Source organism: Baia soyae (assembly GCF_004341445.1).
In the GTDB taxonomy this organism is placed as follows: Bacteria; Bacillota; Bacilli; order Thermoactinomycetales; family Thermoactinomycetaceae; genus Baia; species Baia soyae.
On the sequence record NZ_SLXV01000017.1, the window covers coordinates 1 to 14,192 of the forward strand.

Annotated in this window: 12 protein-coding genes and 2 pseudogenes; 13 read left to right on the forward strand and 1 reads right to left on the reverse strand. The window is 38.8% G+C overall.

The window, feature by feature from the left end:
• Positions 1-307: 307 nt before the first annotated feature.
• The 6 genes and pseudogenes from EDD57_RS07070 (at position 308) to EDD57_RS14775 (ending at position 7,070) form a co-directional block, all read left to right on the forward strand.
• Complete coding sequence (locus EDD57_RS07070; protein ID WP_131848762.1) at positions 308-1,012, forward strand: Crp/Fnr family transcriptional regulator; 705 nt, start codon at positions 308-310, stop codon at positions 1,010-1,012.
• A gap of 318 nt (positions 1,013-1,330) precedes the next feature.
• Entirely contained in the window at positions 1,331-2,368 is a 1,038-nt protein-coding gene (locus tag EDD57_RS07075) for a C39 family peptidase (protein ID WP_131848763.1), read from the forward strand.
• An 89-nt stretch (positions 2,369-2,457) separates the two neighbouring features.
• A complete protein-coding gene (locus tag EDD57_RS07080) occupies positions 2,458-4,773 on the forward strand; it encodes an endonuclease/exonuclease/phosphatase family protein (protein WP_131848764.1) in 2,316 nt (771 codons plus the stop codon).
• 218 nt (positions 4,774-4,991) lie between these two features.
• Positions 4,992-5,549: an arsinothricin resistance N-acetyltransferase ArsN1 family A gene (locus EDD57_RS07085; protein WP_243649472.1), complete on the forward strand. Its 558-nt coding sequence runs from the start codon at positions 4,992-4,994 to the stop codon at positions 5,547-5,549.
• A gap of 155 nt (positions 5,550-5,704) precedes the next feature.
• Positions 5,705-6,839 (forward strand): annotated as a pseudogene (locus EDD57_RS07090) (IS3 family transposase).
• A 33-nt stretch (positions 6,840-6,872) separates the two neighbouring features.
• Positions 6,873-7,070: a tetratricopeptide repeat protein gene (locus tag EDD57_RS14775; protein ID WP_243649473.1), complete on the forward strand. Its 198-nt coding sequence runs from the start codon at positions 6,873-6,875 to the stop codon at positions 7,068-7,070.
• Between the two features lie 199 nt (positions 7,071-7,269).
• Here the strand turns inward: EDD57_RS14775 and aiiA are convergent, their stop codons facing one another.
• Positions 7,270-8,028, reverse strand: a complete 759-nt coding sequence (gene aiiA, locus EDD57_RS07100) for a quorum-quenching N-acyl homoserine lactonase AiiA (protein ID WP_131848765.1) — start codon at positions 8,026-8,028, stop codon at positions 7,270-7,272.
• A 232-nt stretch (positions 8,029-8,260) separates the two neighbouring features.
• Here aiiA and EDD57_RS07105 point away from each other — a divergent pair, with 232 nt between their 5' ends.
• The 7 genes and pseudogenes from EDD57_RS07105 to EDD57_RS07135 all read left to right on the forward strand — a co-directional run bounded on the left by EDD57_RS07105 (position 8,261) and on the right by EDD57_RS07135 (position 14,180).
• On the forward strand, positions 8,261-9,163 hold the full coding sequence (locus EDD57_RS07105; protein WP_131848766.1) for a DMT family transporter: 903 nt from the start codon (positions 8,261-8,263) through the stop codon (positions 9,161-9,163).
• The gene (locus tag EDD57_RS07110) at positions 9,160-9,837 is read left to right on the forward strand and encodes an HAD family hydrolase (protein ID WP_131848767.1); all 678 of its coding nucleotides are present in this window, start codon (positions 9,160-9,162) and stop codon (positions 9,835-9,837) included. The genes EDD57_RS07105 and EDD57_RS07110 overlap by 4 nt, the downstream gene beginning before the upstream one ends.
• Positions 9,789-11,093: an amidohydrolase family protein gene (locus EDD57_RS07115; protein WP_131848768.1), complete on the forward strand. Its 1,305-nt coding sequence runs from the start codon at positions 9,789-9,791 to the stop codon at positions 11,091-11,093. Before EDD57_RS07110 ends, EDD57_RS07115 begins: the two co-directional genes overlap by 49 nt.
• Positions 11,094-11,100: 7 nt before the next feature.
• Entirely contained in the window at positions 11,101-11,727 is a 627-nt protein-coding gene (gene purN / locus EDD57_RS07120; RefSeq protein WP_131848769.1) for a phosphoribosylglycinamide formyltransferase, read from the forward strand.
• Positions 11,728-11,773: 46 nt separating this feature from the next.
• Positions 11,774-12,580 carry an alpha/beta fold hydrolase gene (locus tag EDD57_RS07125; protein ID WP_131848770.1) on the forward strand — a complete coding sequence of 269 codons (807 nt, stop codon included), beginning with the start codon at positions 11,774-11,776 and terminating at the stop codon, positions 12,578-12,580.
• A 626-nt stretch (positions 12,581-13,206) separates the two neighbouring features.
• On the forward strand, positions 13,207-13,557 hold the full coding sequence (locus EDD57_RS07130) for a glycoside hydrolase family protein (protein ID WP_131848771.1): 351 nt from the start codon (positions 13,207-13,209) through the stop codon (positions 13,555-13,557).
• A gap of 139 nt (positions 13,558-13,696) precedes the next feature.
• Positions 13,697-14,180: pseudogene (locus EDD57_RS07135) on the forward strand (N-acetyltransferase family protein).
• Positions 14,181-14,192: the final 12 nt, after the last annotated feature.

The following is a 14,192-nucleotide window of genomic DNA, read 5'->3' on the forward strand; positions in this document are numbered from 1 at the left end:
AGTAAGCTCATAGCGTCGTGGGGCCATTGGGAAATCTCCTTCGCATGTCATCTTACTGAATAAGATAACACATTAGAAGTTTTCAGACACTACCTAGTCTTGGGATATTTGAAAATATTTAATAGTTAAAAAAGATCGATGGCTTTAACTAAGATGAAATTTCAACACTCATCTCTTTTGACGATGAAAAAAGCTCTCCTAAGGTGGCAGAGGGTTATACAGATTGCGATGGTCGATTTGATTATCAGCGTAGTTGACAGTATAAACAGGATGTATTAACAGAACGGACTAGGGGTGAAAATGGAGGATGAAGGACCTTGAAAAATTAAATCATTATCTGCGTGTCCATCGATTAGAAACTGTGTTTAATGAGCAGTTAATCCCCCATTTATCACTATACAGATTTGAACGAGGGGATTTTATTTGTTCCCAAGGAGATGCTGCACATTATCTGTATATACTTGTCAAGGGAAAGGTTAAAGTCTATACCAACTCATCAAAGGGTAAAACCCTCATCCTCTCTTTTAGGACGCCCCTTGATATAATCGGAGGTGTGGAGTATGTAAGGGGGATTGACTCAGTTTACACCGTTGCGGTGGTATCGCCGGCCTGTATGATCGGTGTGCATTATCGTTGGTTAGAAAAATACGGAAAGTGTCACCAGCCTCTTCTACAATTTTTACTGGAACATATCACCCAAACACTCTACAATGAATCTCATTCTCTGAGCATTAAACTAATGTATCCTGTGGAGATGAGATTGGCAAGCTATTTAGTATCTGTGTCTTGTGATGAATTTGATTTACCATATGGACAAATAAAGACATCCTGTCTGATAAATGCAGCCAACTTAATCGGGACTAGCTATAGGCATTTGAATCGAATTATACAACGATTCTGCACGGATGGTTTGATTGAGCGCAATATGGATGGCATCTTTGTTAAAGACAGAGAAAAATTAAGAGCATTGGCAGGCCATGATATCTATGAACAAACTTACTCATCCATCTAGAAAGCAAGGTTGGCTACTATCTTTTCTATAATCAACAGGGAGGCTTTTCCTGCTTATTAGACAGGAGGTGATATCATGGACAGAATTATCAGCATCATAATTGATGGAATGAGGCGATAATGAAGAAAAAATATTTAGCTATAGCCTGAAGCAGTCCTTTCTCGAGACAATGAGGAAAGACTGCTTTTTTAGTTTTAGAAAGAGTGATAATAATTTATAAAAATAAGGACGCATGTCCTTTACCAAATATCTATATATATTATTTAATAAAAGGGAATTATTAAGAAAATTAATTAACCATCATGAGGAGGATCACAGATGAAGAAGAACATAGTACCCAAGCTTGTAATCACACTTTTGATTTTCGGATCTGTAGAGACAGGTATGTACAGTACTGCTCTAGCGGCGAACCATGCTGCAACAGAAGCAAATAATAATGTATGGGATATTGTAAAAGCTACGATTGCCCAGAAAGTACAGGCTGGATCTCCTGAATTTAAAGAGATAAGACCAGGTAAAGTGACACCGTTATTGGACAAGGAGCATAAAGAAACCGTTTATTTTGTTGAATTAGTGAAAGCAAGCGAAGCAAAGATCGGTGGTTATATGGTCGCATCCAAAGGAAAAGTCATTGAGTTTTCTCTAGGGGATACTCATCCATTACAAAATGTTGAAAACCCTGTATATTATCTAGGGCCTATCAATTACGCTGAAGATTTAGGCAATCATTATCTAAGAGATTTGAGGACTGGAGAAAAGTTTTCCAAGGATTCGATTGTCGTAAATAAACAGAGAAGGTCGAATGAATCGAATGTCATGCCAGCCTCTAGTTCTCGGCGCGTTATTTCAGGTGTTCCTGACTATCAACAAAGCGATAATACATCGATGAGAAATGACTGTGTTCCTACAGCATCGGCGAATGTAATGATGTATTGGGATCAACATGGATATCCAAATTTATCAGGAGATAACAACTGGAAAACAGTAGCAAATCGCTTTGGAGTCCTTATGGATCATCATGAAACTGGAGTCTATGTATCCGATATTGAAGATGGTTTGGAAGATTATATTGAAGAACGTGGCTACGAGGATCGCTTTACGGTGGATCGGGACTGGCTAATTTTTGATTTTAGTACGATTGAAAACCAAATAAAAGCTGGAAATCCAACATTGCTTAGTATCGATGATTATCGTGGATCGGATGGTGGTCATGCTGTTACAGCGGTTGGAACAGATATTGGAATCACTCATAAATTTGTTGCTGTCCATGATAACTGGGCCAGTACTCCAAAAGAAGTGTGGTTTGAATATGATGCTGAAGACATTGACGATATATTTAAAGTAGAGAGAGAGTAAGATGTTTCGGGGTTACTATCTATCTATTTTTAGAGTTTAGTAGCCCATGCATCTTTTTTGAATCAAACATATATGAAGGGGCTGTGATTATGAGATCAACAAATAAAGGAATTTATTTGTTGTTGGTGATGACTTTGATAACAATAACGCTCATTCCCGTTATATTGCCGATGGAAAGTTATGCTACAGGAAAACTAGATGGGTCTTATCGAATTTTAAGTTATAATGTACACGCAAAAGAACCGATCCTTGAAGAGACATTAGACGATGACACAGAATATCCTATGGATGCTAAGGATCGTGGTGCGATGATTGGTAACCACATTCTAAAAGGGGACTATGATATCATCGTTCTTAGTGAAGTGTTTGATGAGAGCGATCTACCTGATGCCGATTTCCAAGAGGGATTACTGAGCACTCTTAAGGATAAATATCCATATCGAATCGAAGAACTTGGTGATATGGAGACAGCATTCGATCCACTAAACCCTGACGTTGTAAGAGAAGATAGTGGTCTTATGCTACTTACAAAATTCAAACCTCTTGAAAATGATAACCTTAAATCTAGTGGCTCATTTAGTTGTGTGAAAGACATCGATCATGTAGGCTTTACCGAGGGATGTAGCAAGGGATGGTCTCCATACCCTTTAACACCTACTGAAGATGCTCTCGCTCAAAAAGGGGTAGGCTGGGTTCGTTTAGAAAATCCGAACTCCCTCAACCCAATTAATGTCTTTTTCACTCATACTCAAGCCCACCAAAGCGGCCGCGAGATACGAGCGTATCAGTTCCTCCAAATAAAAAAATTTATGAACGAAGTTAAGAAGGGATCTTCTCCGAATAGACCAGAAGACATGGTCTTAGCAGGGGATTTAAATGTTATAGCCGATACAGATGAATATAGGGATATGATGAATGTTTTTAGTGATGTAGGTTTGGAGGATACTTGGGAGCTTGGTTCAAAGAAAGATCCGGGATACTCTTGGTCTGCTCTCAATGATCAGCATCCGGGTTCATCAAATGAACGGTTAGACTATATTTTAGCGAATATTCAAGGTTCTTGCTATCAGCATGCGGCCTTGCGCCGTGATTTTGATAGTAAGGAGGGTCTTGACTTATCCGATCACTATGGGGTAGAGCTGACTATTGCTCCTCATTATGCTTATTGTTCACCGGCAGCTGCTTTAACCAATCCAGGAGAAGACATATCACGCATGCGTATCAATAAGCAAGGGAATTATCAGTGGGTACACTTTACCAATCCAGGAACCTATACCTTTACAGTAGCTTCTGAAACAGATAATACGACACCATTTGAGATTATAGCTTATCGGGATGAGGATCTATCAACTCCGCTGAAACCTTGGAAAGGAGATAGTTTGATTGATAAGGGTGTACAGTTGTCAAAGGATACGGTTTCGTTTGCTCCATCAGGTCCTTTCTATTTGCGAATCCGACCCGTAAATGCGGACCAAACGCACAATAAAACATGGACTGGGGATATTAACTTAAAAGTCCATAAGCATACAGGTGTTTCTTGGGATGATGCCATTGCTTTGCATCCGTTCAAAGAAACCAATGCTAGCATGGCTGCTGACACAGGAATAAATCCGATCCAAAAGAAAACCTATTTTGAACTTCGGACTGAACAATTACTTTCCTTGAAAAAACAAGACTTCTCTTTCACGCTCACCCAGAAGGGTGTCAATAGTTCAGGAGAGTATACGAAACCAGCTTCTGGAACATCCAAAGAAAAATTTGGCTATCAGCTGAAAGCCAGTATAGACGGTCCTGATTTGTTCAAAGTAGATGAGACACAGGTTGGAGCGTTATGGAGTCTACCTTATTTAACCAATACAGCAATTTCTGCAAAATCTGATGAATATCGTCTGATTGTTACAAGACCACAACCTACAAGCAATACACAAGCCCATTTTTCGATGCGTTATACGACGAACTTACGCAACTTGGATATTATGACGCTTCGTTGTAAGGATCAGGAAGATTCCAATATTTTAGATGCTGAAGATGATGACCCTTATCTTAAGCTGAATATTGACGGGGAGTTAACTCGGACACTATGGTATGGTGATACAGATGAAAATCAGTCTCACCACGGTCCCAAAAGGATTCTCGGTGGTAGCTTGAACACGCATAAGATTCCATTTACTTCGGTCGAATCTACTTTGTACGAAGAAGATGGAGATGGTACTCCAGACTACGGAGATCCAGATGCTGGAGATACCGATGAGAATCTCGGATCTCTCAGAATTGAATCCAGTCCTCACGATCCAAATTCCGACGCACTCTCCTATAAAACAACCGATTTCGATCGGGATCCAGATGCTCTTTACAGAATGGGCTATCGGGTCTACCTGCCTGGTGCAGAGTATAGTGGAGAATAGGGAACAACATTCTTACCCAGAAGAATCAATGAATAATTAACAGTTAGGTATTGGTGTATTTTCAACAATACAATGTTTAGTAAGCCCTCTCCAGAAGCTATATCATTACCTAAGGGAGGGCTTTTATTGCTTACTGTATCTTCATTTGGTTCAATTATTGAATGTTATGTGAGATTATCATCTTTCAAAAGGGGACAAAAACGGAAGGATGAGCAAAGATGAAGCAAGTTGATTGGAGAGCACAGTTAGTACCAAGGGAAGTGAATCTTATGAGTGCCAATCTAGTCATACGTGAGGCTACCATTCAGGATTTAGAGAAAATTAGACTAATCTATAATCAAGGTATTGAAGATCGTATTGCTACGTTAGAAGAAACATCTAAGTCGCAAGAAGATATTCAGAAGTGGTATGAAGAACATCAAGGGAGATATTCGATATTAGTCATAGAGTCTGATCAACAAATACTGGGCTGGGCATCATTAAATGCTTACTCCCCCCGTCATGCCTATCAAGGAGTGGCGGATTTATCTATTTATATGGAGCGTAGTTGGAGAGGAAAAGGGTTAGGATCCCATCTACTGAAAGCGATAGAGAATAAAGCAAAAGAAAATCGATTTCATAAGATTATTCTTAGTACTTTCCTGTCTAATTCGTCGGGACAAGGGCTCTATCGAAAAAGGGGATTTCGAGAGGTTGGGGTATTTGAGAATCAAGGTATAGTAGATGGACAATTTATTGATATCATGACAATGGAAAAATGGTTAGGTCTAAAATAATGGGTTGATCTTAGGAAAACATAGTCTAGATCCATAGATGTTTTTTGTTCCTGATAAAAGTCAACTGTGATTCATGTTGACCTGATATAGTGAAATTGTAACACCACAAAGATTAGACGAGATATAATTAAAGCAATAGAAAGTGGTGTTGCAAAGTGAAAAGAAAGAATTACGACCCTATTTTAAAAGAGAAACTGGTGCGCCTGCATCTTGAAGAGGGAAGAAGTGTAAACAGCCTGACAAAAGAATACGGACTGGGAGCAGGAAGTCTTAACAGCTGGGTCAAGAAATACCGCGAAGAATGCAAACAAATCAATGGAATCAATCAACCTAACCAAAAGGATGTATTTGACCAACTAGCTCAATTAAGAAAGCAAAATGAAGAGCTTGAAAAGGAAAACCGCTTTTTAAAAAAGTCAGCAGCATTCTTTGCGAAGGAAAGCGAAAAATAGTTTATCAATTTATTGATCAGTACGCCAAAGAATTTGGCGTTAGATGGTTGCTAAGACGGTTCCAACTCTCCCCTCATGCATACTACAATTATCGTAAGCAACGAAAATCAAACTATCTCAAACAGAAAGACGTAATTCTCACCTGTATTAAAAAATTTATCATCGTTATGGTGGGAAGATGGGTTACCGGATGATCCAGCGAAGGCTGGCTCATGAAGGCCATTTATGTAGCCAAGTAACTGTCTACAAATATATGAAGGAACTGGATTTGCGATCCATTGTGTTCAAGAGGAAACCACCTTATGTAAAGGGTAAGAAACACAGAGTGTTTCCTAATGTCTTAAATAGAGAGTTCTCTGCTGAATACCCCAATAAACGATGGTGTATCGATTTCACGTACCTTCATCTGGCCAGTGGGCAACTTTATTACAATTGTTCTATTTTAGATCTGAACAACCGCAGGATTGTTGCTACCAGAACGGCTCCATACATAACTGCTGATCTAGCTATTGAGACTCTCCAAGAAGCTTTACACAAATACTCACCTAAAAAAGGATTGATTTTGCACAGTGATCAAGGTGTTCAGTTTACTTCGAAATCCTTTACTGAATTCTGTTCGCAGAACGGGATTGTACAGAGCATGAGTAAATCAGGATGTCCCTATGACAATGCTCCAATGGAATCATTCTTCGGAAAACTGAAGAATGAGCACTTGAATCACTACGTGATTAAAGATCTTGATCATTTAAACCAATTAATTGAAGACTATATTTTTCGCTATTATCACCATATACGACCTCACAGTGCCTTAAATGGAAAAACTCCAATGGAGGTATAGTCGATTTGTTTTTTTCAATGGAGCGTTACAATTTTGCTTGACTATGTCAGTGCTTGGTCACATGATGTGCTATGTCTAGAGTCAGAAGCGATTCCCTACTACGAACGAGCCATAGAATTGGGTTTATCCAAAGAAGACGATTTAGAAGGAGCTTTACTTGGATTAGGGAGTACCTATAGAGTATTGGGACAATACGAAAAATCGATCTACGCTCAGAAAAGCTGTAAATGAATTCTCAGATAATAGATCTTTCCAAGTATTTCTCTCCATGGCTCTCTATAATACTGGAAAGTAGCATGAGTCAATGACTCTCCTCTTAAAAAATATAGCTGAGACAACAAATGACTCAGCTATATTATCCTATAAAGAAGCTATCTTATTTTATGCAGAAGATCTAGATAAAGTATACTGAATGAAAACGGTTCTCTTCTTATAAATAATCCGGGAATGTATGACAACTTTTGGCTTGTTCTTGATCGTGTCCGAAGAAAACGGTAGTGGGACGATATTCCTGAATCAATTCCTGCATACGTTGAATGGATTTAGCAGCCATTTCGGGATCAGATGTTAGGAATGGGACTCCATTATCAAAGTTCGACCGTACATAAGCAACATCAACAGTTAGTAGTACATATCCGGATTTTTCGGTTTTAACCAACACGGATTGGTGTCCGGGCGAATGCCCTGGTGTAAAGAGAATCTGGACGCCAGGCCTAACTTCGTAGTCACCTTCAATCGCTTGATACGGTAAATCAGGCAATATACATTCTTGCGGAGCATAGTCATGATTTCCGATGGCAGCGTCAAGTTCGGCTTTCTGAACGAAGATGGGTGCTTGATGGAAATGTCCGTTCCCACCTGCATGATCCAAGTGCAGGTGGGAGCTAATAAGCGCTTGAATGTCCTCTGGTCGATAGCCAACGCGTTTTAGCACATTTATAATCCGATCGCCATCTGACATATTTGGAACAACTCGACCCTCTCTTTTTGTCCCTTTATAATAGTCGGGGTTATTCACAAAGGAATCAGGCATTCCCGTGTCAATTAGGATGGGCCCATCGCTTGTTTCTAAGAGAAAAGACCAAACTGGCATTTCGATTAATTTACCAGGTGGAAGAGTCCGATTGACTGCTGATTGATCTAAAAAACAAGATCCGGTAGGTAAAAAGAATAATTTCTTAACTGACATAAATAATCATCCCTTCATAGATAACTATATTAATAATTAGAATGGTATTAGTTTGTAACTATGAATATATTTGTTTCATTTAAGATATTTATATCACATCTGAAGTAAATACCATAAAGGAAACGTATATTATAAAATGGAACATTGAATATTTCAGAATTATACTATATAGTTAAACTTGTGTGTTAATTTGTTATGTAACTAGGTGTCCGTACTACATAAGGAGAATGATATGAAAAAGATATCTATTATCCCAATTATGGCTTTGTTGGTATCCGTAATTCTATGGGGTTACAATTTTATTGTCACGAAGCTTCTATTATCCGTATTAAGTCCGTTTGTATTAGCTTTCTATGCCATTTTTGGGGCAGCGATTGTATCGGTTGTTATCTTTTGGAAAGGGTTATTTAGCTATGATAAAAAAATCTTAATCAACATATTTTTCGCTAGCTTTTTTGGGATTTTTTTGTTTAATGTACTCGTAAATTATGGGATGAAAAAAACATCTTCTGTTGATGCTGCTCTGATTATCGCCTTAGTTCCATTAGTAAGTAATATCCTAGATGTTATTTGGCTAAAGAATAGATTACGAGCGATAAATCTATTTGGAACTTTGCTATCTATTACAGGAATTATTTTGTTGGTTACAAATGGTGACTTTGGTTCGATCTATTTTAGTAATGATCATTTATATGGTAGCCTCATCTTGTTTGTAGCCGTTATTTCGTTCGTGATCTATATATCGCTCGGGAAAAGCATTATGAATTCTATTAATCCGATCCACTATTCTACATGGTGCTTTATATTTGGGAGTATATTGCTTTTTATTCCGGCATCGATATTTGGAGATTTGACAGCGTATAAAAAGCTTGATCTTACCTCTCTACTGTATGTACTGTTTGCTATTTTGTTTGCAAATTTAGTAGCAGATATGGCTTATAATTTTGGGGTTAAGAAAACCAACATTATTATTCCATCGTTGTTTTCTAATTCCATCCCTATTTTCACTATGTTATTTTCGATTGTAGTTTATAACGAACCTATTTCAAATGTAAAAATAGTAGCGGGTTCTTTAGTAATTATTGGCTTAGTACTACCTACTATTGCAAACAGAAACGAGAGCGTGAAAATATGAAGGTGATTGTTTTTGATTTGGATGAAACGCTATGTAATCATACTCGGGGTGAACAGAAGAGCCTAAGAGAAATTTTTAACATCTATTTTTATGATCGTGGCCCTTCATTTGAGGAATTCCATGAGGCTTTTTCTAAGTTTAATCGAATGGCTTGGACGAACTTTGAGAAGGGGATCCATGATGTAGAAGAGACTTTGATATATCGCTTTAAGTTACTCTGTGATTTTTATGGAATGGAACAGAAGTTAAAGGAAGTTTCGACGGATTATAAGGTAGCTTATATAAAAAATTGTGTGCCATATCATGGAGTTGAGCCATTACTAAGCAAATTAGCTGAGAATTTCTCACTTGCTGTTTGTAGTAACGGAATGGAACAAATCCAAATGGGTAAGCTGCGATATCATAAAATGGATCCGTTTTTTTCTTATTTTCTTTTTGGGAGTTATCATCCATTTTGTAAACCTCATCCCCCGTTTTTTCAACGCTTAGTGGATGATCTTTCTACCGATCCAAAAGATATTTTGTTCATTGGAGACTCTATCACTAATGATATAATGCCAGCTAAAAAATTAGGGATGAAAACTCTTCATATTAAGGAAGAACATGTAGTGGCGGAGGTGCTCCAATGGAATCTAGTATTGAACCAAATAGAAGAGCTGACAGGATCATTTTAAAAAATGCAATGTATTACTCGGATCAGCACGATTTTCGCCTTGCGGATATTGTTATTTCGGACAATAAAATTGAAAAAATATGCCTTCCCAATTCCATTGATGGTGGTAATGTCATGGAGTCTACAAACCTTATCATCTTACCCGGACTCATTAATGCGCATTTGCATCCAAGTAAAGAGCTATACGGAGGGTTACAAGCATTTAGTAGCATAAGTGATGTTTTGGATGCAGTTCATCGGAATAATCATTTGGAAACCGAAGAAATTCAAGGTTTATCTTCTTTATACTCGATATTAAATTCGTTGCGTCAAGGTATAACCACTCTAGGGATTTTTACGAGCCGGGCTGAGGTTGATGCGGAGCAAGCCAAAAAAGCGGGTATTAGAGCCGTTATTCATTTTTCACAAAATGATCAATGGCTAGGGAAAGAGTCAAAGCCGAGTTCGTCCTCCCTTGAAGATGTTATAAAGCGCTACTCTGATTGTGTACATAAGTATGAATCGGATTTGATAAAAGTCCATCCAGCTACCGCTTCAGAGCTTTCTGCAACTCCAGAGCTAATGAAGGAGCTTCATAAAATTGCCTATCAAGAAAATAAGAAATTTGTTATGCATGTTTGTGAGGGCAAAAGTCAAGTTGAGCAGTGTGCTTCACATTATGGGGAATCTGGGATTCAGGTTCTCGAGAAACTAAATTTACTAGACTCGTCCACATTATTGGTTCATGCTTCAGCACTTTCAGATGAAGACATTGGTGTGTTATCAGGAAAAAAATTGAATTTTATACACTGTCCAGTCAGTAACAGTTTTACAGGAGCAGGGCGCTTCCCATTTAAAGCTTTATTACACAACCAAATTGGATTAGGGACCGATGCAGCGATGGTAAACCCGTTTCATAAATTGGCTTTCGATGCTGCCTTCTCTCTGTATTTTCATGGTGAATCGAACTTGGACGAAAAGGTGAATGTGATCGACCTAGTTGACTCGATTACAAAGACGGGAGCATCGGCATTAGGCTTAGATTATGTAGGGAGTATACAAGAAGGGATGTTCGCCGATATTTGCTTTTTTGAGCGAGGTGATGTGATGGTTGAATCACAGGATCCGAGCTTACTATTTTTGGATACCATTTTGAATCATAATCCGGCTCATGTGATGATAAATGGGGAGTTTGTTGTTTTGAATGGAAAGTTTCTTCATTGTGATTTTGATCTAATCAAAAATCACTTTCTAAAAAACAAAAAATTTGAAAGGTAGAGATTATATGAAAAAGAGAGTAGCATTTCTTTTCTCTGGGCGTGGATCATTAATGGGAGCGGTGCAAGGCGGTTTAAGTGGGACATCAAGTGAACTTGTTTTAGTGATTACGAACAATCCCAATGTTGATTCTTCACAACTACCCATACCAGAAGGCTGTGAATTTTATTGCATTGATCACAAAAGTTATCATAGTCGAAGTGACCACGAACAAGAAATTGCCTTGCTAATGGATAGATGCCAAATTGACTTGATTGTGTTAGGCGGATATCGTCGGATTTTTAGTACTGAATTTGTTGAGAAATATGGCCATCAAACCATTAATACCCATCCGTCGCTACTTCCGGCATTTGTAGGAGATAAGGCACAGTTAAAAGCCATTCAGAAGGGTGTTAGAATTACAGGGGCTACTGTACATTTTATCAATAATGAGGTGGATCAAGGTCCGATTATTACCCAAGCAGCCGTTGAGGTAAAACCACATTATACAGAGTCTGATTTGAGGGAAGCCATTATAGGGGTTGAAAGATTGGCGTTAGCGAGGGCGGTAAAGTTATTTCTAGATGATAAACTTGAGATTCAACATAATGTGGTTCATGTAAAGAGTGGGTATGAAGATGAACTTTTTGTTTAAAGAGAATGGGAGGGTCATTTGTTGAGGTGGAAGTGAGGGATAAAAAATGAAGTCCGATTTACCATTTTCAAGTCTCTATTCAATGGCATATATGAATCGCAACGTAAATAAGAATTGTTGTTTTGTATTTGTTCATGGTTTCTCTGAATCGGGTGTGTGCTGGGATGACATCATAAATCCGATCAAGGACCATGCTAATTTTGTAACATATGATTGTGTAGGACATGGGAATAATGCACATTTGTGGGAGCGTGTTTCATTCCATACATATGTTCATCAATTAGGCGAACTTGTTAGCTACTTGAAAGAAAGAGAGTGCTTTTGCAACATCATACTCGTTGGCCATAGCCAAGGAGCAGCTATTGTTTCGCAGTATGCAATCAACAGTGCAAAGAACGTAGATGGACTTATTCTTATATCCCCCTTTTTCTATATAGGAGCACCCCTTAAAGCACTTTGGACAAATTTTCTTCAGTTGGTAGAACAGGGAGAAATAAGACGGTTTTGGGATGTAAACAGTAGCCTGTTGCTCGGTCCTAAATCGGAGAGCTGGGCTCAATATAGAGAAGACTCTATACAGCAACGTCTCAACTTTTTTACGAAAGAACAATTGACGGTTTTGATCAAAACGTTGCTGAGTCTTCAGATAACAGGCGAAATCTCCACTTTTAATCATAAACCGATGTACTTGATACATGGTCAATATGATCTTATGTTTCCAAACTATTACAGCAAAGAAATACAGAAACAGGTGCCTGTGGCAAAGTATATAGAAGTGGATGGCGCTAATCATTTATTAATCGAATGTGAATCAGAAATTCGCCAAGTGTTGCTGGACGTAGTCAATTTGTGAATTGATAAACGAAAAGGAGGGAATTGTCTTCCAGGGTATGTGTCGGTGCTAAACTGACATATACCCTTTCGTGTGCGCCCGGCATGGGCGTAGTCTATAGGGTGAAAGTCCCGAATGGTGAAGGTAGCAGTAGTCATTAGCTTATGACAAGGGTGTCCACCGTGAGGTGGAATCTGAAGGAAGTCGGCGGCAAACCTCCGATCTGAGGAACACGAATCTCATATAAGGCTAATATTCGTTGGATGAGTCTGCATGACAAGACAAAGTCCTTGCTACCGAAGGCGAATGAGAGTAGATGAGACAGATAGGTGGAGGGAAAGACTACGTTCTTACCCGGGGAGATCTGCATGGCAAGCCATGCTCACATGGTAACCTAAGCCGAAAGGCTTAACTGAACATGCAGAATTCGGCAGATGCCATAGTACCTGAGTAAAGGACGCTTGAAAAGGGAAGGGCTGAACATTTAGGAAGAACGATCCACTATGCGTTCACTCTTTACGTTGATACAGACAACCTATAATAGGCTTGCCTAGAGGAGGAAGTGGTGAAGTCCATGGGGGACTCTAGGAGGGTAGAGTAAGGAATGGTACAAATAGAACGGAGCGTTCACGAGGAAGGTTATATCGATGTTAATGAAACGGCTACTCTCACGAGAAAATCTCTTGAAGGCACTCAAACAAGTGGAAAAGAATAAGGGTAGCCATGGGATGGATGGAATGTCAGTAGAATTCCTACGAGAACACATCCAGGGAACATTGGACTTCAGAGAGCACTGTGATTATTTAGTCGATCGGATTCTAAACATGTATGATGACCAAGCTCCCCTTCGTTTTTATGATCATGTGCCGATTCGTGATAAAATGACGACTCATACGAATGCTGGACTTTTAGGAGGAGTATCAGGGATTGCTCTGGTGTTGCTAAGTTTGATTCATGATGATGATCCAGATTGGGATAGTGTATTCCTAATAAGTTGATACATGGTCATAAATAGTAAATGTTTGCTATACTTGGTATGAGTATAAGGGTAAACAGTTGTATAAGTAATGAGGCTGTCCAAAGGGATCAGCCTCTATTTTTGTGCCGATTGTTAAGGAAAACGGGGGATATCAGTATATGAAAATGAGACCAGTAGAGAAGTCCGATTATTATAAAGTTATTTCCGTAATCGATGATTGGTGGGGTGGTAGACGGATGGCCGATATGCTTCCAGAGTTGTTTTTCGATCACTTTAGAGATACCTCCTTCGTAGTCGTTGAAGATCATGATGTTCTCGCGTTTCTGATTGGATTTGTTTCACAATCAAGTCCACAGGAAGCATATATCCACTTCATTGGAGTTCACCCAGACTATCGAAAAGAGGGGTTAGCAAAGAAGTTGTATGAAAACTTTTTTGCGATAGTCAAAGAAAAGAATTGCTGTACCGTCCATTGTGTTACGTCTCCTGTCAATCAAGTATCGATTGCATTTCATAATAAAATGGGATTTTCCATGGTGGGGGGGAAATGGTACCGTACAAGGTGTGCCGGTCCATACGAATTATGATGGTCGAGGGCAAGACCGGGTTTTATTTGTGAAGGAGGTTATAAGTTTATTTTAAAATCTTAAGGTT

What these genes read in the sequence shown, in the direction of transcription:
- EDD57_RS07110 (WP_131848767.1), top strand. Translation starts at nt 9,160, where the DNA reads ATGAAGGTGATTGTTTTTGATTTGGATGAAACGCTATGTAATCATACT.
- EDD57_RS07115 (WP_131848768.1), top strand. Translation starts at nt 9,789, where the DNA reads ATGGAATCTAGTATTGAACCAAATAGAAGAGCTGACAGGATCATTTTA.
- EDD57_RS07080 (WP_131848764.1), top strand. Translation starts at nt 2,458, where the DNA reads ATGAGATCAACAAATAAAGGAATTTATTTGTTGTTGGTGATGACTTTG.
- purN (WP_131848769.1), top strand. Translation starts at nt 11,101, where the DNA reads ATGAAAAAGAGAGTAGCATTTCTTTTCTCTGGGCGTGGATCATTAATG.
- aiiA (WP_131848765.1), bottom strand. Translation starts at nt 8,028, where the DNA reads ATGTCAGTTAAGAAATTATTCTTTTTACCTACCGGATCTTGTTTTTTA.
- EDD57_RS07085 (WP_243649472.1), top strand. Translation starts at nt 4,992, where the DNA reads ATGAAGCAAGTTGATTGGAGAGCACAGTTAGTACCAAGGGAAGTGAAT.
- EDD57_RS07125 (WP_131848770.1), top strand. Translation starts at nt 11,774, where the DNA reads ATGAAGTCCGATTTACCATTTTCAAGTCTCTATTCAATGGCATATATG.
- EDD57_RS07130 (WP_131848771.1), top strand. Translation starts at nt 13,207, where the DNA reads ATGTTAATGAAACGGCTACTCTCACGAGAAAATCTCTTGAAGGCACTC.
- EDD57_RS07105 (WP_131848766.1), top strand. Translation starts at nt 8,261, where the DNA reads ATGAAAAAGATATCTATTATCCCAATTATGGCTTTGTTGGTATCCGTA.
- EDD57_RS07075 (WP_131848763.1), top strand. Translation starts at nt 1,331, where the DNA reads ATGAAGAAGAACATAGTACCCAAGCTTGTAATCACACTTTTGATTTTC.
- EDD57_RS07070 (WP_131848762.1), top strand. Translation starts at nt 308, where the DNA reads ATGAAGGACCTTGAAAAATTAAATCATTATCTGCGTGTCCATCGATTA.